The 20,947-nt window shown below is 41.2% G+C and carries 21 protein-coding genes; 13 read left to right on the top strand and 8 right to left on the bottom strand.

Features of this window, described 5'->3' with window-relative positions; genetic code table 11:
- Positions 1-388: 388 nt before the first annotated feature.
- The gene (locus tag RM368_RS17350) at positions 389-1,297 is read right to left on the bottom strand and encodes a glycosyltransferase family 2 protein (RefSeq protein ID WP_322695201.1); all 909 of its coding nucleotides are present in this window, start codon (positions 1,295-1,297) and stop codon (positions 389-391) included.
- A 127-nt stretch (positions 1,298-1,424) separates the two neighbouring features.
- Positions 1,425-2,267, bottom strand: a complete 843-nt coding sequence (locus RM368_RS17345) for an HpsJ family protein (RefSeq protein WP_322682245.1) — start codon at positions 2,265-2,267, stop codon at positions 1,425-1,427.
- Positions 2,268-3,057: 790 nt separating this feature from the next.
- On the opposite strand from RM368_RS17345, the gene RM368_RS17340 reads away from it, so the two are divergent.
- Positions 3,058-3,705, top strand: a complete 648-nt coding sequence (locus RM368_RS17340) for a glycoside hydrolase family protein (protein ID WP_322695200.1) — start codon at positions 3,058-3,060, stop codon at positions 3,703-3,705.
- Positions 3,706-3,722: 17 nt separating this feature from the next.
- Here the strand turns inward: RM368_RS17340 and menH are convergent, their stop codons facing one another.
- The 5 genes from menH to metG form a co-directional block, all read right to left on the bottom strand.
- Positions 3,723-4,541, bottom strand: coding sequence for a 2-succinyl-6-hydroxy-2,4-cyclohexadiene-1-carboxylate synthase (menH, locus tag RM368_RS17335; RefSeq protein ID WP_322695199.1), 819 nt, complete (start codon positions 4,539-4,541; stop codon positions 3,723-3,725).
- 332 nt (positions 4,542-4,873) lie between these two features.
- Entirely contained in the window at positions 4,874-5,275 is a 402-nt protein-coding gene (locus tag RM368_RS17330; protein WP_322695198.1) for a metal-sensitive transcriptional regulator, read from the bottom strand.
- A 93-nt stretch (positions 5,276-5,368) separates the two neighbouring features.
- On the bottom strand, positions 5,369-6,580 hold the full coding sequence (gene lptC, locus RM368_RS17325) for an LPS export ABC transporter periplasmic protein LptC (protein ID WP_322695197.1): 1,212 nt from the start codon (positions 6,578-6,580) through the stop codon (positions 5,369-5,371).
- Positions 6,580-7,209, bottom strand: coding sequence for an NYN domain-containing protein (locus RM368_RS17320; protein ID WP_094348455.1), 630 nt, complete (start codon positions 7,207-7,209; stop codon positions 6,580-6,582). Before RM368_RS17320 ends, lptC begins: the two co-directional genes overlap by 1 nt.
- A 166-nt stretch (positions 7,210-7,375) precedes the next feature.
- The gene (gene metG / locus RM368_RS17315; RefSeq protein WP_322695196.1) at positions 7,376-8,980 is read right to left on the bottom strand and encodes a methionine--tRNA ligase; all 1,605 of its coding nucleotides are present in this window, start codon (positions 8,978-8,980) and stop codon (positions 7,376-7,378) included.
- 379 nt (positions 8,981-9,359) lie between these two features.
- Here metG and RM368_RS17310 point away from each other — a divergent pair, with 379 nt between their 5' ends.
- The 10 genes from RM368_RS17310 to fabD all read left to right on the top strand — a co-directional run bounded on the left by RM368_RS17310 (position 9,360) and on the right by fabD (position 18,616).
- Positions 9,360-10,085 (top strand): 1-acyl-sn-glycerol-3-phosphate acyltransferase, encoded by a 726-nt coding sequence (locus tag RM368_RS17310; protein ID WP_322695195.1) that lies wholly within the window; start codon positions 9,360-9,362, stop codon positions 10,083-10,085.
- Positions 10,086-10,333: 248 nt separating this feature from the next.
- Positions 10,334-11,152, top strand: a complete 819-nt coding sequence (locus RM368_RS17305) for an alpha/beta hydrolase (RefSeq protein ID WP_322695194.1) — start codon at positions 10,334-10,336, stop codon at positions 11,150-11,152.
- Between the two features lie 195 nt (positions 11,153-11,347).
- Positions 11,348-11,569: a hypothetical protein gene (locus tag RM368_RS17300; protein WP_322695193.1), complete on the top strand. Its 222-nt coding sequence runs from the start codon at positions 11,348-11,350 to the stop codon at positions 11,567-11,569.
- The gene (locus RM368_RS17295) at positions 11,506-11,673 is read left to right on the top strand and encodes a type II toxin-antitoxin system PemK/MazF family toxin (RefSeq protein WP_322695229.1); all 168 of its coding nucleotides are present in this window, start codon (positions 11,506-11,508) and stop codon (positions 11,671-11,673) included. The genes RM368_RS17300 and RM368_RS17295 overlap by 64 nt, the downstream gene beginning before the upstream one ends.
- Positions 11,674-11,786: 113 nt before the next feature.
- On the top strand, positions 11,787-12,950 hold the full coding sequence (locus tag RM368_RS17290) for an EcsC family protein (protein ID WP_322695192.1): 1,164 nt from the start codon (positions 11,787-11,789) through the stop codon (positions 12,948-12,950).
- A gap of 712 nt (positions 12,951-13,662) precedes the next feature.
- Entirely contained in the window at positions 13,663-15,144 is a 1,482-nt protein-coding gene (locus RM368_RS17285) for a leucyl aminopeptidase (protein WP_322695191.1), read from the top strand.
- Positions 15,145-15,376: 232 nt separating this feature from the next.
- Positions 15,377-16,399, top strand: a complete 1,023-nt coding sequence (gene plsX, locus RM368_RS17280; protein WP_322695190.1) for a phosphate acyltransferase PlsX — start codon at positions 15,377-15,379, stop codon at positions 16,397-16,399.
- Positions 16,400-16,540: 141 nt separating this feature from the next.
- Positions 16,541-17,533 carry a beta-ketoacyl-ACP synthase 3 gene (locus RM368_RS17275; protein ID WP_322695189.1) on the top strand — a complete coding sequence of 331 codons (993 nt, stop codon included), beginning with the start codon at positions 16,541-16,543 and terminating at the stop codon, positions 17,531-17,533.
- Positions 17,534-17,599: 66 nt separating this feature from the next.
- The gene (locus tag RM368_RS17270) at positions 17,600-17,731 is read left to right on the top strand and encodes a hypothetical protein (RefSeq protein ID WP_322695188.1); all 132 of its coding nucleotides are present in this window, start codon (positions 17,600-17,602) and stop codon (positions 17,729-17,731) included.
- Between the two features lie 3 nt (positions 17,732-17,734).
- Entirely contained in the window at positions 17,735-18,616 is an 882-nt protein-coding gene (fabD, locus tag RM368_RS17265; RefSeq protein ID WP_322695187.1) for an ACP S-malonyltransferase, read from the top strand.
- On the opposite strand, the gene RM368_RS17260 is transcribed toward fabD, so the two are convergent.
- Complete coding sequence (locus RM368_RS17260) at positions 18,597-18,755, bottom strand: ATP-binding protein (protein ID WP_416212239.1); 159 nt, start codon at positions 18,753-18,755, stop codon at positions 18,597-18,599. The two genes, fabD and RM368_RS17260, sit on opposite strands and share 20 nt — an antisense overlap.
- Before the next feature lie 223 nt (positions 18,756-18,978).
- Between RM368_RS17260 and RM368_RS17255 the strand changes: the two genes are divergently transcribed.
- Both RM368_RS17255 and RM368_RS17250 read left to right on the top strand, forming a co-directional pair.
- Positions 18,979-19,617, top strand: a complete 639-nt coding sequence (locus RM368_RS17255) for a lysophospholipid acyltransferase family protein (RefSeq protein ID WP_322695186.1) — start codon at positions 18,979-18,981, stop codon at positions 19,615-19,617.
- Between the two features lie 212 nt (positions 19,618-19,829).
- Positions 19,830-20,867 (top strand): AI-2E family transporter, encoded by a 1,038-nt coding sequence (locus RM368_RS17250; protein WP_322695185.1) that lies wholly within the window; start codon positions 19,830-19,832, stop codon positions 20,865-20,867.
- Positions 20,868-20,947 lie beyond the last annotated feature (80 nt).

Genomic DNA, 20,947 nt, shown 5'->3' with positions numbered 1-20,947 from the left:
ACAAATATTAATCTATTAGGGATTTTCAACAAATAAATTATCCATCTTGTGGGGTGAGTATTCTGCTCGCCCTGAATATAGAAGATATAGGGACACCCGTCCCACAAAAGAATTTGGGATGTTTTTTATTTATACCAATTTAAAAAAAAATGCGACAGATACATACTCCCAAACCTTTGTTCTATCTAGCTTCCCTAATTTTGAATTTTGAATTTTGAATTGGTATTAGAAGTCTCTTTTATCTAGTCTTGAATTATAAAAAACAAGATCCCCGACAACTTTTACGAAGTCAGGGATTTGTTTAGCACATGTGTGCGCTCTATAATTTTGCGTAGTTTACCGCCGTAGGCATCGCTATACAAAAAATCCTTCTAATCTCCAGCGCTCTTCATGCCGCATCAACCTGTGTAGTTTCAGAATCCGCGCATTGCAACTGTTGTGTATTCTCTTGTACCAAAATTGCTGTTGTATCTAAATTAGGTTTTGGTAAATACTTCATTTCCCAGACTTTGAGCAAAATCAGGTATTCGTAGAACGCCTGCAATGTACACCAAGCGACTCCGGCGCGTCCATCTAAGCATCCGCCTAAGATAAAATACATATATATAAACCGTAGCAACGGTCTAGCGGGCAAACGTAAAGATAAATCTTTCAGGGCACGCCGTCTTTCGACTTCCGATTTGCCAAAGAATAAATCTTGCCAGTTCACCTTTCCCTGTTCTAGCTGATACAATGTTTCTTGAGCTTCATCCGTAGAATAGCGGTTGTGCTTGTCAATCCAACGGCTCAAACCTTTGCTACAAGTGTAGTGTGGGTATGTTTCTTTTAAAAAGCTAGTTGCACCCTCACAAACTTCTCGCTCAGTATGACCGTAGTCTGTAAACCATACTTTACCGTGGCGGAAGAGTCGCATTTGGTAACGGGGATACTGTGTGCTGTAGCGAATCCAACGATTCATGAACATAACGCGTTCAGCCACGTAGTAACCGATATAGTCTGGATTCTGACTTGCCTTTTCGCATTCCGCAAACAGTTCTGGTGTCATACGCTCGTCAGCTTCGAGGATATAAACCCATTGATGCTTCGGGGGGATAGACTCTAACATCCAGGTGCGTTGGCGTCCGTGGCTTTCAAAAGCGTGTTGGACAACGCGGATGGGATAGCGACTGGCGATTTCCACAGTGCGATCGCTACTGCATGAATCCACAACAATGATGTCATCTGATAACATCGCCGATTCGATACAAGCAGCAATATCTAGTTCTTCGTTATATGTCAGTATGTAAATTGAGAACATTACTCAAGTTTTATAGCGATTTTACTCAGCGATCGTTGTCTTGTTATTAGTTATTAGCTATTAGACGCATGGCAGTATCAGCCGTCAATAATTTTTGGATACTTCCTACTGCCATGCCAATAGTGGATTAGCGTGCGGCAGTTCTAGGTTTACCACCTTGTACAGCACCCCTACCTCTTAAGCTTGTCCAGCCGATGATAATGTAACCAATTGACAATAGCAAACTGCTAATACCAATCCGCAGTCCAGATTTCCAAGCAGTATCTTTAGCTTGTTGCAGTGCTTCGTCTCGGCGCTGGCGAACTTGGCTTAGTTGTTGAGTTTGCAGCGTTTGAACATCTGTTTGTTGTTCAATAGCTTTGTCAAGTACTTGGGGATTTGTTTTAGCCTTCTTCAGTAACTCTTTTATATTTGCGGGAATTTGAGGACTTTCAATTGCTTGCTTATATTTTTGGTCATCTTTGAGGATTTCACTAAACTGAGCTTTGGTTTGGTTTCGCAGTTGATCTAGTTGCGCTTTTCCTTGTTCAGTATTCAGTTGTGCTTGCAATTGCGATAACCGAGTGTTCAGTTGAGTTTCTGCTTGATCTGCTTCTTGGGTGATTCGGTTGAGTGTTTGAGTCTTGGCTTGATTGACGTTATTTAGGTGCAGGGGAAAAATCAGCAAGAACATCAACCCTAAAATACTGGAGATAATCGCGGCAGGAAATCTTAAATCGATACCTTGGGGGCGATCGCTTGCTGGATCGGCATTCTCAATCCAATAGGCAGCAAACAGAAGCCCCAAACCTACTAGAGGGACGATTCCGCGATCGACGAGCGCTGTTCCTAAATTGATTTGCCATACCCGATCGGTGGGTTGAAAGGGTAACAACAGAATCAAAAAGTCAACGAAAAACGACAAAATGCAGATTATTCCAACTACCTTAAGTGTGAGAGCAGTACTCACGGAAGTAAAACGGTTAACCATAATTTTTCAAACTGGTGGTGAATATGAGTGATTTTCATATTTCAAGCTACTTGAATATTGTGCCCATGACTATGACTATTGTGTAAAAACACAAAGCAGATTCAATATTGCTAAAGGCTATCTGCCTCTTGGTTTTCAACTAGCCCACAGTAACATTTGTTATCTACAGTGTCTTCAGGAAAATCCTGGTATTTTAAAATACGAAGTTGATGCGGGCTAGAGGAACAGATTGATTAATTAGCCAATCTGCCTGATTGCAGTTCTCAATCGGTCTTAATACAGAGCTTTTATAAGGGTTCACAGATGTGAATCGGTGTCAATTTAAATCTAGACCTTTGCCATCAGGTTGTATCGACTTATCGCCCAATTTGAGCAAGGAAGCAATTATTACCGAGAGCAGATGCTACTAAAAATGATTGAGCTTATACAGGGTAGGGATTTTTGGGAGTATCTCGCTTGCTATACTTACAGTAGTTTTCTTTTGCATAAAGTAGAAACCTACGGGTTTTGAGGCAGGAAGTAGAAACTCTTTATATCTGATGCGTGAGTCCTACATTTTGTATCTCAGTTACTTGCAAACTCCTGTATTTATACTCTTTTTTGCTAATTCCTCAAAAAATCAGCAAATCGGAAATAATAACTAACAATCAGGTGTGAACTTTACTAGAATCAGTTCGTCGGTGATTTTTGTTAGCAAAAAGAGTGAATTTGAAGGAGTCAGACTCTGAAAGGCTTTGAATTCAAAGGTGTTGAAAAACTTATCGGCCCAATAGCTGCGCTTCTGGGCTTTGTGTATTTGTTGCAATGGTATATTGGAGACTTGCGATCGCCTTCCGATCCCATCTTTGAAAATAAACAGCCGCCTTTGGTGATGAAAGAGGGCGACCCTTATATCCGCGCTTTAATGCGAACTATCTCGGCAAGTGAGGCTAGTGGAAATCGTCCCTATTCGCTGTTATATGGTGGACAGCAAGTCAACGACCTGAGCCGACATCCTGAGATATGCGTCACAATTGTCACTGGCCCCAATACAGGAAATTGTTCTACCGCTGCTGGCAGATATCAAATTATCAACATTACTTGGTATCGTTTAGCTCCTCTTTATCACCCAAAGCCGATGCGAATGATGTTTTGGACTACTTATAGTTTTGAACCAGAATATCAAGATGTAGTAGTTTACCGTTGGTTAAATGATTCTAAAGTTTGGGGAACTAATATTTCGCAACTGTTGCGTCAGGGAAAGTTAAATGATGTTTTGCGGCGACTCTCTCCCACCTGGACAAGTTTGGGATATGGCATAGAAACTAATTCTGTTAGTAACTCTTTGCCTAAAGTTTATCAGAAAATGTTGCAAGAAGAATTAACCGCAGCTAAACAACCAACAGCCCCAAATTTGCCACCATCTCCAACTCCTTCTAGAAAGGCAGTAAAAAAGTAGTAAGATTATCGTAATTTTTAACTTGCTGCGGATAAAAAACTTGTGATATTTTCCACAAATACCAAAGTATTTTCAAAGTGGATATTGTGTGCAGCATTGCTAATTATTTTTATCTGAGCAAATTCACATATTTTAGCCATTTCTGTATTAATAGATATAAATTTTTCATCATACTCACCAGCTAGCAAAAGTATAGGAATTTTATTCTCTTGTAGCTTCTTCCATAAAGAAGGTTGGCATCCAGTTCCCATCAAGCGCAATGATTTATCTAATTCCTGTGGATTGTTCTGCAACCGGCTTTCAACCATGCGATCGTATTCTGGATGATTTTTTATATCGCCAAAAATCGGCTGATTGTACCAATTTGATAGAAAAGCAGTAAAATCACCTTTTTCAAAGGCTCTTGTTAATTTTCTACCTATTTGTGTATCAAGTTTAATCCGTTCTAATCGTTCTGTTGCTGTTGATAAACCTGGGGAAGCTGACTCTAGCACAACTTTATAAAAACGTTCTGGAAAATTCAAGATTAGGTATAAAGCCAATCTTCCACCCATTGAATAACCAACTAAAAAGCATTTGGCAATTTTTAACTCATCCAGTAAGTTGATTAAAGCATGAGCAGTGTTTGCCATTGTATAGTATTCGTCCCCACTCAAAACTTGAGTTTTTCCATGTCCGGGGAGATCAATTGTTAAATAGGAAAATTCTTTTAATAGTAGTTTGATAGCTTCATCAAATTCATTAATATTACCCATGAAGCCATGCAAAAAAAGAATTAGTGGTTTATCTAGAGTGCTATTTAAATAATAATGAAATTGATAATTTTTTAGAATCATAGTCTAGGTAAAAATTATCATTGCACAGCATATTCTCTGATATAGCCGTAGTCACACAGGTTAGGACATTTGGAAAAAGTGAATGCTAGAGTTAACAATAGTTTTACCTCCTGCCCTCTGCCTCCTGCCTCCTGCCTCCTGCCATATCATAAGTTTTTCCATCGTTGCCTCTTAGAAAAAATGAACAAAGGAAAGTCTATAAAAATAGCTTATCTACCAGTTGGCAATATGATGTCGCTGGAGTGAATGTCACGATGCACTATTAAATTTTGATATATCGCTGCTAGCGATCGCTAATTTGGCGAATGCATTTTAGATTATTTTTCTCATTTTTAAGGTAAAAATCGATCTAAAGCAGCTTTTAACTGTTTAATTTCAACGTCAATATTACCCTCTTGTGCGGCTCTAGCAATACACTCAGTTAAATGTTCATCCAAAACAATTCGCGCTACCCGATCCAATGCGCCCCGCACTGCGGCAATTTGCAGCAGAACATCAGGACAAGGGCTATTTTGCTCGACCATTGCCTTAATACCACGAACATGTCCTTCTATACGCGATAAGCGATTGACAATTCGCCGTAAAGACTCTTCGCTATGGATGTGGGGATGAGCCAACTCTCCAGTCCCATGAGTACCATCTGTATGCTCGTGGTCTGTATCGTGATAGTGGGAATGTTCTGCTTGCTCGGATGTTGGCAAGGATTTTTTACCTAATCGATTTGATCCATTCATGGGCTATCAAAAGGCTTGTATTACTAAGATCCTAGTCTAGTACTCGACTAACCCAAAACTTATGAGTGAAGGCAGATCCCGTTCACCCTAACTTTACTGCTGACGATTGGCTCTTTCTTGGGGAATAATCTCCGTTACTACCCTACCGCTAGAACTACCACCTTTGACAACAATATTTTCTGTTTGCAGATTACCAACTGCTGTTTCACCCACAAAATTTAATGGTGGGTCAATTTGTCGGTAAACAACATTTCCCTGAGCTTCAACTAACTTATTGTCTAAATACCAAGTTAATGTATTGGATCTGAGAGACTGGCGACGCTGACCAACGGCGTTGACGTTACCTTTTAAGTAAACGGTTTTTTGGGGTATTTTCATTTCACCTTGATTGGCTGTCACTGTGACATTTTCAGCACGCTGGAACATTCGCGTAGGTGAGTTTGTAGTTACAGTTTCTGCGTTCATGTTCCAGGTCATAGAGTTACTAGCTATTTGCATTGGTGGGTCTAGTAAGTCTAGTTGAGCATTCTTTTGGACAGTGGCAATTTTTGTTTTTAAGTTGACTTCGGCAGAATTACCCTTACCGCGATCGCTAATTTTATTATCTTTGTAGCGATCGATTTCTAGAGGGCGATCGCCAATCAGTTTTTCTTCTTTAATATTCCAGATTAAATGTTCAGTTCTCAGTTGCATCTGGGGATCGATAGAATTTGCTACTACTCCTCCAGAAAATTCCATCCGTTGTTCGCGGGTTTTAACTCGGACTTCCTGTGCTACTGCTTGTAGTTGTTTATGAGTGCCGTTAATCTTGTTACGAACAATCAACAAATCTTCTTTGGGACGCCATTCTAATTCATTACCTTGCAACACAATCCCATTATTAGGATCTGTGGCAAATATCTTACCTTTTAGAAACAACTGCTTCCCATCTTGTTCAATGTCTGCTACATCTGCCTTAATTTGGTAAACAATTTTGCCATCTTGATATAGTTCACCATAAGGACTTTCAGCTTGACCAATTTGTTTTTCTTTGGTGTATTTTGCGGTTTTAGCCCTGACTTTCCAAATAGGTCTTCCCACTTCATCTGCTTGTTCTAGGGTGACATCAAAGAAAGTCAAATTGCTATCTTTATTAGATGAATCCGCAGTATTTTGTTGGGAAGTTGGCGGGGATTTGCCCCCACAGCCAACTAAACCAAATACTAATAAAAAGGTCAAAGGTAAAATAAGAAAGGAGGGAGTGGAGGAGAAATTTTTTATTTTTCTCTTTTCCAATCTCCCTCTTTTATGAAATTGATACGCCATTATTCTTGGATTTCTAGGTGTCCATCACTCGTTCTGGGGTCTTCCAAAAAACCGATCCCAGATAAAGGTCGATATGGATAGCTTTGACGAGGAGTTTTTTGAATATCTTCTTTGATGGCTTCTAAATCAATGTAGCGATCGCTTACATTAATTAAGCTGTCACTGGTCATGGAACGCAAGCTCACAACTTCTACCCGCACGCCACGATAGCTGACTGAATTAACCGCATAAGCTAAATCTCCATCACCGCTAACTAAAACTGCGGTATCATAAGAATCTACAAGTGCCATCATGTCTACTGCTATTTCTACATCCAGGTTAGCTTTTTTCGAGCCATCTGGTAGCTGGACTAAATCCTTAGCAATGACTCGATAGCCATTGCGACGCATCCACAGCAAAAACCCCTGTTGCTTCTCGTTTGTCCGGTCTACACCAGTGTAGAAAAAAGAACGCAGTAATCTAGAACCTCCTGTTAATCGACATAATAGCTTCGTGTAATCGATTTCAATCCCTAGTTGCAATGCAGCGTAAAATAAATTTGAGCCATCAATAAATATGGCGACTCTACCCCGATTCTCCAAAACTTGTTCTGGCGTAAATATTGAATCGTTTTCCAAATTATTCAACATCATTGTGATACCTCAATTTTTATCCCTGTTATTTTTGATACAAATACCAACTTTTAGATGCTAGTCACAGCGGCTTATGATAATGTTCCGCGGCTAATTGAAATTGAGCCACGATAAATTTTGTGAGAAAATAAAAAAATTGAACAAAATCAGAGTTTGATAAGGACTAATCGTTTTTCGGGGGTTCTATTCGTTTAAAAATCGGTTGGGGTGTACCCAACTGTTGTTTGCTCGATAGTAGCCCCCATTTAGCATGGATGGCAAAAGGAGCATTAACTGAACTTTGTTTTTGATCGTTAAAATTTATTCTGAAGCCTAGCTGCTGATAAATATCGCTACTAATGTTCGGAATAATTGGGGATAGCAGATAAGCTGCTAGTCTAACTGATTCTAAAACTGCGTAGAGAACCTTTTCCACCGACTCCTGCTGTCCCTGTTTATATAATGACCAAGGAGCTTGTTCATCAATAAATTTATTACTGGCTTGCGCCAGTGAAAGGATAGCCTCACAAGCTTGACTGAAAGCTAGCTCCTGGTATGCTTGTTTTACATGCTCCCCTAGACGTAAACCAATTGCTTTCAAAGGATTTTCGTCAGGAATCCCTTCATTGCCAATTGATGGGACATTATTCTCAGCACAGTATTTTTTCACCATGCTCAAAGTGCGATTTAGCAAATTACCTAAATCATTTGCCAAATCTGCATTCAGAACATTAATGAACCTAACTTCATTAAAATCTCCATCTTTGCCAAATTCGATTTCCTTAAGGAAGTAATAACGAACGGCATCACTACCATAGCTCTTAACTAACGCTATAGGATCAAGGGTATTACCCAGACTTTTGCCCATCTTTTGCCCATCTTTAGTCAAAAAGCCATGTCCAAAGACTCTATCTGGCAAGGGTAAGCCAGCCGATAACAGCATTGCTGGCCAGTAAACTGCATGAAAGCGCAGAATATCTTTACCAATTAGGTGCAAGTTGATTGGCCACCATGTTTCTAAAGCATTTGCTAAAGTCGGTTCTGCATCTGGTTCTAGTAATGCTGTGACATAACCTAGCAGGGCATCAAACCAGACATAGAGAGTGTGCTTGGGATCGACTGGCACGGGAAAGCCCCAATCTAAATTCACTCGTGAAATGGAAAAGTCTTGCAGTCCTTGATTGACAAAGCTGAGGACTTCGTTGCGCCGACTTTCTGGTTGAATAAAATCCGGTTTAGATTGATAAAATTCTGTCAGCTTAGTTTGATATTTTGATAAGCGGAAAAAATAGTTTTGTTCGTCTCGCCACTCCACTTCTTTGTTAGTATGAATTGGGCAACGGTGTCCTTCTAGCAGATCCCGTTCTTCTTTGAATTCTTCGCAGGATACACAGTACCAGCCTTGTTGCTGTCCTTGGTAAATATCACCAGATTCCCAGACTCGCTCAAAGAATTCTTTAACGATCGCTTGATGATGAGGCGCAGTAGTCCGACTAAAGCGATCGTATTGAATATCTAATAATTGCCATAAACTCACGAAACTAGGGACAATTTCATCGCAGAATTCTTGTGGCGCTTTCCCTAAACTTTCTGCCGTTCGCTGAATTTTTTGCCCATGTTCATCTGTACCTGTAATTAGTAATACTTGATGTCCCAGTAATCTCTGAAATCGTGCCACTACATCGGCTGCGATCGTCGTGTAAGCACTGCCTATATGAGGGACATCGTTTACATAATATAGGGGTGTGGTCAGCGCAAATTTAAATTCTTTTTTTTTCACTAGATTCATACAAAATAAAAATTAACTTATTAAAACGTTTTACATCTTACCTTTTATCGGCAAAACCAGGCGATTATACAACATTATTACCATTTTTTCCAATAACATCTTCATACTAGCGAGTTTATCAAGTCCAGAATTGTTTTTGAATACGCATCAATTAAACTCATTTTTACCTAAAAAATGGAAATTCACTAATCATAATTTTTTTGAATAGTTTATATTAGATATTCTTGTATTCAAGAATACATAATTGAGAATGCAGAAAATCTAATTACTCTTGTAGATTAGATATTTCTATCTTAAGACGGTCATGGCGATAGTAAAGAAATGTAAAAATTAAATTAAGACAAATTGCCATATTTACTGGAAGATATATTGATTAGGTATGAGTGGAAATAGCCCCCTAGAGATTTCTCGCGCTTTGGTGGCGGCATTCTCAACGCAAATGTTCCGCTATTACGAAGACCGCATTCCCCAGGATGCGAGCGTTTTGGTAGTCAGCAATCACCGCAGCTTTATGGATGCACTGATTTTAATGGCGGCGTTATCGAGTCCGATTCGCTTTGCTTGCCATCACTACATGGGACAAGTTCCAGTCATGCGGGAGATTGTCACCGGTCAATTGGGGTGTTTTCCCTTGGAAGAAACTCAAAACCGCCAGCAAAGCTTTTTTTCGCAGTCACAATTGCTATTGCAGTCCAAGCAGATGGTAGGAGTATTTCCAGAAGGGACTGCACCAATGGTGAAATTTACTCAGCCAAGCCAAGTGGGTGAGTTTCAGCGGGGATTTGCCCATTTGGCATTGCGAGCGAATGTGCAGGATTTAGCTATTTTGCCGATCGCGATCGCTTCCTTAGAAGAAGTAAACACTAATGGCTTCCCATTAAGACTTTTGAGTGTATTCGACCCTTCAGAACCTTTATTTAAGCAAAATGGTTGGCATCCCTTGGTAATTTATCGTCGAGTTGCGGTGTTAATCGGTCGTCCTTATTGGATTACGCCCCAACATCATAAAAAATATCATGGCAAACAAGCCAGAACTGTTGTGACTGAACTGACAGAACACTGTCAGGGCGAAATTAGCAATTTACTGCGTCAAGGTTGCTATTAGAGCCATTCGATTTGGGATTTTGGATTGTTCTTATGACTTTCAATGTCTTGCTCTAAAAAGACGTTTGTTTTAGGTAAGAAGCACCGAACTTTACTTGAAAGCAATAATCAACAGTACAAAAGTTTTATATCATTGACCAATACTTCTCTGCGAGACGCTACGCATAGCTTGCTTCCCCGGAGGGGTACGACTACGCGGTAGTTGAGCGCAGTCGAAACTCAGTACAAATGACTAATGACTAATGACCAATGACTATCACAGAAGTTGAGCTAAATCCTTGTTTTCTAACTCCTAAACGAGTACAGCCAGAGTATCCACTTTTGGTATATTTGCCAGGAATGGATGGAACTGGTCAACTATTGCGATCGCAAACTGCTGGATTAGAAGCTGGCTTTGATGTCCGTTGTTTGGCACTCCCCCGCAAAGACCTTAACAGTTGGGATGTCCTAACTAAGAGTGTATTGGACTTGATCGATGCCGAATTAGAAAAAAGCTCTCAAAGACCAGTTTACTTGTGTGGTGAGTCCTTTGGTGGTTGCTTGGCAATGAAAGTGGCAATCCAAGCACCCGATTTATTTAAGCGAATTGTCCTAATTAACCCAGCTTCATCTTTTCATCTTCGCCCTTGGTTAAGTTGGGCATCCCAATTAACTTACCTAGTGCCATCAGGATTGTATGATATTGGCGCACTAGGTTTGTTGCCATTTTTAGCCTCTTTGTCACGCATTTCTCGCAGCGATCGCCACGATTTGCTAAAAACGATGCGTTCTGTCCCAGCAGAAACCGTTCTTTGGCGGTTGTCTTTACTGCGAGAGTTTCATATTGATGAGGAACAGTTAAGGCGTTTAACTCAACCAGTTTTGTTGATTGCTGGTGCTAGCGATCGCCTTTTGCCTTCTGTAAGCGAAGTCAACCGCATAGGGAACATCTTACCAAATAACAAGATTGTAGTGTTGCCCAATTGTGGACACGCTTGCTTGCTAGAGCAAGATACTAATCTCTATGAAATTCTTCGGGATAACGACTTTTTAGAAAGTAAAGCTGATAAAGGTAGAGTTAAAAAGTAAAAAGGGTGCTACACACAAATTCAGAGAGTTCACAACCTTTATTTTGCCTTATTTGGTAACAAGGGAAAGTAAAGTATACATATTCTCGTCACCTTCAAATAATATTTGCATCATTAAAAAGCTTAACCAGAACATATTTTTGGAGACTCTCAAATGGTTGCTCTCAAAGAGTTCCTCAGCCGATAATTAGACAAATTGAATGAAGAAGAACTCAAACAAGTTAGTGATTTTATTGCCTTCCTCAAATTCCGCAGCATAAATATTAGCTGGCAAATAGATAAAAATCAAATGGCTGCTCTTTACAGTGAATTTGCCCAGGAAGATCGTCAACTAGCAAAGGCAGGATTAGATGAATATGCACAACTACTTACACAAGAAGATTTAAAATCAGGGTTCAACGAGGTGAAGTATGGCTAGCCAATTTAGACCCTACCAAGGGTTCTGAACAAAGAGGTACAAGACCAGTTATTATTTTTCCAGATAATATTGTTGTCTGTCATCCATCTTATGTCTATAGTTAAAGCTCAGAATAATTCCTATTTACTCTGACGAATTGTACTTATCGAAAGATGTCAAAGCTCCTCAAACTTCGCTACAACAAAAAGAGAGAGGCTTTACAAGATGGTGTCAAGAAATGGCAGATCAACCCCAAAAAATAGAAGTGAATAAATTAGTTAATTCACCCAGAGAAACTTCAGAAGTAAAAATCCAGACTCAATCATCAGTAGAAAATGAACCGTCTATAGTAGAGTCTTTGATTAAAACTGTTGCTGAGACTGGCCAAGCTGTTTTAGACACAGCAATCGAAGTGGGAGAAGCGACAGCCAAAGAAACACACAAGTTTATTGAGCAAACAACTCAAACCAGCGGTCAGGTTGTAAATCGTCTCAGCGAAAATTGGCTGATTAGAAAACTATCTGGAGTCTTAAATCTCAATTGGCTGATTAACGATAGTAACCTTGTTAATTTAGAACAAGCAGAAGCGGCGGTAAACAAGCTTAAAAAACAGTATCCAAATGAATCACCCAGCCAGCTTGCTCACCGAATCATGGTGGAAAAATCAACTAAAGCAGCCACAGTTGGACTAACCACTAGTATTTTGCCAGGAATAGCAGTGGCATTGTTGGCAATTGATTTAACAGCCACAACAAAATTACAGTCAGAAATGCTTTATGAAATTGCATCTGTCTACGGGCTAGATTTAAAAGATCCTGCTCGCAAAGGTGAAGTTTTAGCAATTTTTGGGTTGGCTTTGGGTGGAGGGCGTTTGTTGAAAGCTGCTGGATTAGGCTTGCTGCGAAATGTGCCCTTGGCGGGTGCAGTGATTGGAGCTAGTTCAAATGCGACGATGATCTATTCATTGGGCTATGCTGGTTGTCGATTTTACGAAGCCAAGCTGGATGAATCCACTTCCTTAGCATCGCCACAAACATTAGCAACATTAAAAGCCGAAAGTGAAAAGTATCTAGAAAGTGCGATCGCTCAAGAAGCAGTCATGGATCAAATCTTAGTTCACATGATCCTTGCTAGTCATCCAGACAAGACTTTGGAAGAAATTTTGCCAGAATTACAAGCTGTAAAACTCAGTCCTACCTCTTTGGATGCCATTGCTCAAAATATCAAATCACCTAAATCTTTAGATGTACTGCTCAATCAGCTAAATCATGATTTTGCCATGCCCTTGCTGGCTCAGTGTGAAAAAATTGCCCAGCTTGACAATAAAACTACACTACACGAGCAAGAAATAATCGCAGCGATCGCCAGAAAATTTAACATTCATACAACAATTGGGGCATAGGAAATGGGGCATGTAACAAGAAGCAGGACGTAAAAGAATCTGACTTTTCACGGCATCTGGAAAACCTCTCTCTAAATCTCTCTCCTAAAAGGAGAGAGACTTTGAATTTTCCCCCTTCCCGCCACGGGTTGGGGGTTAGGTTTTTAGTGGACTTTTCTATATGTAGCAGGGGACAGGGAACTCTTAACAGGGAACAGGGTCGAAAGTCGCTTTTTGTCTAGGTTTTATATTAGGTTTATGTCCTAAACTACTTGTTGGCGACAGCTATAACGCGAAAAGTCAGGTAAAAGAATGGAAATCATAGCTTCATTAACGAGGATCAAACACTCGTTAACGGAGTTCTAAGGTGGATTCACGAGGATCAAACACTCGTTAACGGAGTTCTGAGGTGGATTCACGAGGATCAAACACTCGTTAACGGAGTTCTAAGGTGGATTCACGAGGATCAAACACTCGTTAACGGAGTTCTGAGGTGGATTCACGAGGATCAAACACTCGTTAACGGAGTTCCGAGGTGGATTCACGAGGATCAAACACTCGTTAATGAGTGCTATTTATACTTACTAACCCCATGCTCAATGCCCAATGCCCAATTCCCAATTCCCCATGCCCAATGCCCCATGCTCAATGCCCAATACCCACTCCCCTTAGCATGAAACCAGAATTTTGAGCAATACTGGTACAAGAAGGAATATTTACAGAAAATCCCAAAATGACAATTCAACCTAGTGATAAGCCTTTACTAGAGTGGGCAGGCGATAGTTTGGCAATTGGATTATTTGAAGATGCAGTAGAGTTAACCGGAGAACTAGCTACTTTAGATCAAAAGTTTTCTGGGGTATTAAAAGAACTGATTACTGAAGAAGAATTTAAAGGTAAAGCCAACAGTACGATCTTCACCCGTGTAAATGCTGGTAGCCCAGTGCGGAAATTGATTTTAGTAGGTTTAGGCAAACCAGAAGCGTTAACACTAGATACTCTGCGCCGTGCTGCGGCGGCTGTCGCCAGGGTAGGAAAAAAGCAAAAAAGCAAAATTCTCGGATTTAGTTTTCCATTATGGAATAACGATCCAGCAGCAAGTGCCCAAGCGATCGCAGAAGGTGTGGAATTAGCACTTTACCAAGATATTCGCTTTAAATCCGAACCAGAAGATAAAGGTTCACAAATAGAAAGTGTAGATTTACTGGGTTTCGGCGGACAAGAAGCCGCCATTACCCGCGCTAATCAAATTGTTTCTGGGGTAAATTTGGCACGGCAATTAGTGGCAGCACCAGCCAACGCAGTCACACCAATTACTTTAGCCGAAACTGCTCAAGCGATCGCCAAGGAATACGGTTTACAACTAGAAATTCTGGAACGAGAAGATTGTGAAAAGTTGGGTATGGGTGCATTTTTGGGAGTAGCCCTAGCTTCTGATTTGCCACCGAAATTCATTCACCTAACTTACAAGCCAGAAGGTACACCCAAAAAGAAATTAGCAATTATTGGTAAAGGTGTAACCTTCGATTCCGGCGGACTCAATATTAAAGGTGCAGGTAGCGGCATCGAAACCATGAAGATGGATATGGGGGGTGCAGCTGCTACCTTCGGCGCAGCAAAAGCAATTGCTCAAATTAAGCCGGATTCGGAAGTTCACTTCATCTCCGCTGTAACCGAAAACATGATTAGCGGTCATGCCATGCACCCTGGAGACATTCTCACAGCATCAAACGGCAAAACAATCGAAGTGAACAACACCGATGCAGAAGGACGTTTGACCCTAGCAGATGCCTTGGTGTATGCCGAAAAATTGGGATTAGATGCGATCGTTGATTTAGCCACCTTGACTGGTGCCAACGTCATTGCCTTGGGTGACGATATTGCTGGTTTGTACACTCCCGATGATGGTGTTGCTTCCCAGATCGAAAAAGCTGCCCAAACTTCAGGAGAAAAGATTTGGCGGATGCCAATGGAAGAAAAATATTTTGAAGGGCTAAAGTCAGGTATAGCGGACATGAAAAATACAGGGCCGCGTCCAGGTGGTGCAATCACCGCTGCCCTTTTCCTCAAGCAATTCGTCAAACAAACCCCTTGGGCGCACATAGATATTGCAGGCCCAGTGTGGACAGATAAAGAAAATGGCTACAACAGCGCAGGGGCAACTGGCTACGGCGTTCGGACGCTAGTTGATTGGGTGCTAGGAAGCGGGGAATAGGGACTGGGGACTGGGGACTGGGGACTGGGGACTGGGAAAGAATTTTCTTAATTCCCAATTCCTAATTCCCAACTCCTAATTCCCAATGCCCAATGCCCAAATTCGTGCTATCTTGAGCTTGCCAGTAAAAATTGTTGCAATAGTAACAGAATTAATTTGGCGGTCAGAAAATTAAGCTTTTTCGGGCATTGCCATCTGGTAAAATTTGTAAGGTTTCTAGAAGCTGTGAGCAATGGGATCGACTCGCGTACGGATCGCAATTGACGCAATGGGAGGGGATCATGCACCCGGTGAAATCGTTGCTGGCGCATTGCGAGCAAGAGAAGAATTGGGTGTAGATATATTTTTGGTTGGCGATCGCCAACAAATAGAAGCTGCCTTGCCATCAAAAACAAGTTTAGGGCAGGTAGAGATTGTGAATGCTGAAGAAGCGATCGCAATGGATGAGGAGCCTTTAAATGCAGTTAGACGCAAACGCAAGGCTTCTATCAATGTGGCGATGGATTTAGTCAAGCAACAAAAGGCAGATGCGGTATTTTCGGCTGGTCACTCTGGAGCCGCTATGGCATCAGCTTTGCTCCGCTTAGGACGATTGCCAGGAATCGATCGCCCAGCGATCGGGACAGTTTTTCCCACAATTATTGCTGGTAAGCCAGTGCTAGTACTTGATGTTGGCGCAAATGTAGATTGCCGCCCCAAGTTTTTAGAGCAGTTTGGCGTTATGGGATCGGCTTATAGTAAGTATGTCTTGGGTACAGATGAACCGAAGGTGGGTTTGCTGAACATCGGTGAAGAAGACTCTAAAGGCAATGATGCAGCCGTCCGCGCCCACCAACTGCTACGCGAAAATTCCCAAATTAATTTTATTGGCAATGCTGAAGGGCGTGATGTGCTTTCCGGTCGCTTTGATGTAATTGTCTGTGATGGCTTTGTCGGCAATGTACTGTTAAAATTTGCCGAAGCCGTTGGAGAAGTGATTCTGCAAATTCTGCGGGAAGAATTACCCCAAGGATTACACGGTCAAATTGGTTCAGCACTCTTAAAACCCAACTTGAAACGGATTAAGCAGCGAATGGATCACGCAGAACATGGTGGTGCTTTACTGCTAGGCGTGGCAGGAGTCTGTTTTATCGGTCACGGTAGCTCCCAAGCACCTTCAATTTTCAATGCAATTCGCATGGCAAAAGAAGCCGTTGACAACGAGGTGATCCAACGAATTCAGTCCCAATATATCCTAGAGCGCGAAAGTGGTTAGTCATTCGTCATTAGTCATTGGTCATTGGTCATTGGTCATTGGTCATTTGTAAAGGACAAAGGACAAATGACAAAGGACAACTGACAAAAGACAACTGACAAAAGACAAAAGACAAAAAGCTGATAGCTTGGGAGATTAGGAGTGCAAAACTTAGGCGTAGCAATTACCGGAAGTGGCTCGGCAGTACCAGCGACTTCCCTACACAACGAGACATTGAGCGAACTAGTTGAAACATCAGATGAGTGGATCGCTACAAGAACGGGAATTCGTCAACGTCGATTAGCTCTGCCATCTGAGTCCTTGAGTGTACTCGCTACTGCCGCCAGCAGTCAGGCGATCGCCGCTTCAGGAATAAAACCAGAAGACCTAGACCTGATTCTGCTAGCGACTTCCACGGCTGATGATTTGTTTGGTAGTGCTTGTCAAGTACAGGCGCAATTGGGAGCTACTAACGCAGTCGCCTTTGACTTGACTGCTGCCTGCTCTGGCTTTGTGTTTGGTTTGGTTACAGCAGCCCAATACATCAGAACTGGTGTCTATAGAAACGTACTATTGATCGGGGCAGATATCCTCTCTCGCTGGGTAGATTGGGAAGATCGGCGGACTTGTGTATTATTTGGTGACGGTGCTGGAGCAGTGGTGTTACAAGCTGCCAAAAGCGATCGCTTATTAGGATTTGCACTTAGAAGTGATGGTACTCAAAACCATTACCTCAACCTTGCCTATGCAGGTACTTCCCAAGAACTGCTGACTGATGTAAATATCACCAAAGGCGCTTACCAACCGATTACGATGAACGGCAAAGAAGTCTACCGCTTTGCTGTCCAAAAAGTGCCAGAAATAATTGATAAAGCTTTGTTTCAAGCCAACCTTAGCGTTGACCAGATAGATTGGCTGATATTGCATCAAGCCAATCAGCGGATTATCGATGCCGTTGCCCAACGCCTGAATATCCCAGAACATAAAGTTATTAGTAATCTCGCCCATTACGGCAATACCTCAGCTGCTTCCATCCCCTTAGCTTTAGATGAAGCAGTACAACAAGGTAAAATTCAAACCAATGACATCGTTGCTACATCCGGCTTTGGTGCCGGTCTTACCTGGGGCGCGGCAATCTTTCAATGGGGAAGATAATATATTGTCCTTTGTCATTAGTCCTTTGTCCTTTTTTATTCACTAATAACCAATGACAAATGACCAATGACAAATGACCCTTCGGGTTCGCCAGTTGCTCATGGGGGAAACCACGCCAGATGCTCCACTTGGGGAAACCCCAAGACCGCACTGGCTCCCCAAGACCGCACTAGCTCACCAATGACCACTGACTATTGACAAATGACAAAAACTGCATGGGTGTTTCCCGGACAAGGTTCCCAAACGCTGGGAATGGGAATGGATTTACTAGATATACCGTCCGCTAAAGACAAGCTTGCCAAAGCTGAGGATATTTTGGGCTGGTCTGTAACTGAAATTTGTCAAACTCAAGAAGAGAAGTTATCACAGACGCTGTATACTCAACCAAGTTTGTATGTGGTCGAAAGCATTCTTGCTGACCTGCTTCGAGAACGAGGACACCAGCCAGATTTAGTGGCTGGTCACAGTTTGGGAGAATATACTGCTCTTTATATAGCAGGTGTTTTTGAGTGGTCGGCTGGTTTATATCTGGTGAAGCGTCGTGCAGAACTGATGGATAGTTCCATCGATGGGATGATGGCAGCTTTGATGAACTTTGACCGCGAACAGTTAGAAAAAGTCATTGCTCAAACGCCTGATGTGGTGATAGCAAATGATAATAGTTCGGCTCAGGTGGTAATTTCAGGCACGACTGAGGCTGTACAAGCGGTGATGACTCAAGTTAAAGCAAAGCGTGCGGTTCCTCTAAAAGTTTCTGGAGCATTTCATTCACATTTAATAGCACCAGCAGCTGCGGAATTCCAAGACATTTTAGAATCTGTGGAATTTCAACCCGCGATTGTGCCAGTGCTGTCTAATGTAGAACCAATTCCGTCTATTGATGCTGAGATTTTAAAACAACGCCTAAACAAACAAATGACTGGTTCTGTAAGATGGCGAGAAATTTGTCTGCAATTACCAGCCAACGGTATCGAGCGAGTAATGGAAGTTGGCCCTAGTAAAGTATTAACTGGCTTGATTAAACGTAATACCCCTGATTTGATTTTACAAAACATCCAGAAGGTTAGTGATTTACCTGTTTAATTTTTTTAGCTTTTAGCGGTAGGGTAACGACAAATTCTGCGCCCTTTCCTAATATGGAATTACAATCGAGTTTACCTTGATGTAGTTCAGTCACAATTTGATAGCTGATAGATAAACCTAATCCAGATCCCTTACCCACATCTTTAGTTGTGAAAAAGGGGTCAAATAATCTTGTTAGAGTTGTTCGCTAACCTTGTATCCAGAAATACTGACTCTAGTGATAAACATACTGCTAAATTCTAAAGATTTCTAGATTTAGTGTTCCCAGAAGAGTGAAGTAATTCATATCTATAGCTTTTTTGCGTTTGATCTGAGTGTTGCGATCGCTTATGCTAAATTCAGTTTGATTTGCATTATCTTCTGTGGACAAAAACCGCGAACCGTTGATCAGTCTGGCACTTTACCACGCCTTTAAATGGTCAGTCGTCAGCCCCATGCTTCACGCTTATTTTCGGGGCCATATTTATGGTGCGGAAAATGTCCCCAAATCAGGGCCTCTATTAGTAGCAAGTAATCACGCTAGTTACTTCGATCCGCCAATTGTTTCTAATTGTGTACGTCGTCCAGTGGCGTATATGGCGAAAGAAGAGTTATTTAATATCCCCATTTTGGCGCAAGCGATTAAATTGTATGGTGCTTACCCAGTAAGTCGGGGAAATGCCGATCGCAATGCCATCCGTTCCGCCCTAGAATATCTCAATAAAGGTTGGGCTGTCGGTGTTTTCTTGCAAGGTACTCGCACCCCAGATGGTCGAATTACAGACCCTAAAAGAGGCGCATTGCTGCTAGCGGCGAAAGCAAAAGCGCCAATATTGCCGGTGAGTGTCTGGGGTACTGAAGGGATTTTACAAAAAGGCTCGTCCCTACCTCACGCAGTTCCCATCACTGTCAGAATTGGTAAATTGATTGATGCTCCCAGTTCCAGTAATAAAGAGGAATTGGAAGCGTTGACACAAAAGTGTGCCACAGTCATAAACCAAATGCATGATTTAGGAAGATGAGTTAGACACGCAAGAGATGTATGCTTTAGGGAGGTAGCGATCGCTATTAGATTACTCTAATCTTAAACTTTATTCCTCTAGCAATAAAGTAAAGGACTTCCAACAAATAACTCTCAATCTTACAGGGCGGCTAACTCGATCGCGCTAAACAACTAGCGTTTTTATGGCTTAATTACAAATTACGAATTACGAATTACGACTTATGAATTATTATGAGCGGCTTTGAAGCCAAGAATTTTTGGGAGCGATTAAATAATCTGGCATTAGTTCGCTTTTTGCTTTTGGTTGCTTCTGGCTGGGCAATTGTACAACTTTTAGCTTATTTTGAATCGGTCATTGTTATTTTTACATTTGCGGCAATTTTAGCTTTTTTACTCAGTTATCCTGTACAAGGGCTGCGGCGTTTTTTGCCCCACGGTGTAGCTGTTGGTGTCGTTTTCTTGCTCAGTATTGTGATTATAGGCGGTCTGATAATTACTGTGAGCTTAACAGTTTTATCTCAAGGACAACAATTAATTAATAGTATCACTGCATTTTTAAATTCTTTAGTACCGTTATTAGAGGGACTAGAAGGGTTACTAAAAAACCGTAATTTCCAGATAGATTTAAGTTTTATTGAAGAACAATTGCGGAATCAGGCTATATCAACTCTTGTTAATAGTTTAGCTATTTTACAAGGGTTTATGACGAACTTTGTCACTTTTATTTTGATCGCAGTTGTGGCTTTTTTCATGTTATTAGATGGAGAAAAACTGTGGAATTTTATTTTAAAAATAGTTCCCAAACAGCGTCGTAATAGATTTACAAACATAATTAGAAGGTCTTTTTTAGGATTTTTTAGAGGTCAGCTGCTATTAAGCGGATTTTTAACAATTTCAACATTTTTAGTGTTTTTACTATTAGAAGTACCTTTTGCTTTGATATTGTCAATAATAATCGGAATTGTTGATATCATTCCTGGCATAGGCGCGACATTAGGAGTAAGCACAGTTACTCTATTTGTGTTGTCTCAAGGTATTTGGTTAGCAGTAAAAGTATTAATAGCTTGTATTGTACTCCAGCAGATACAAGACAACTTGATTGCGCCCAGAATTATGCAAGGTGCGCTGAATCTTAATCCTGTAGTTGTGTTTTTTGCTTTACTAGTAGGGGCTAGAGTAGCAGGATTATTAGGTGTTTTTATATCTATTCCCATCGCTGGAGTAATTGTGTCTTTATTTGAAATTGATGAAATGAAATCTGAAGTTTAGTTATTGGTCATTTGTCATTTGTCATTTGTCAGGAACTCGGAACTAGTGAATAATATAAAAATAGCCATTCACAAATAAAC

The organism is Nostoc sp. DedSLP03, assembly GCF_034530815.1.
GTDB lineage: Bacteria > Cyanobacteriota > Cyanobacteriia > Cyanobacteriales > Nostocaceae > Nostoc.
This window is presented reverse-complemented; position numbering and strand designations above follow the sequence as displayed.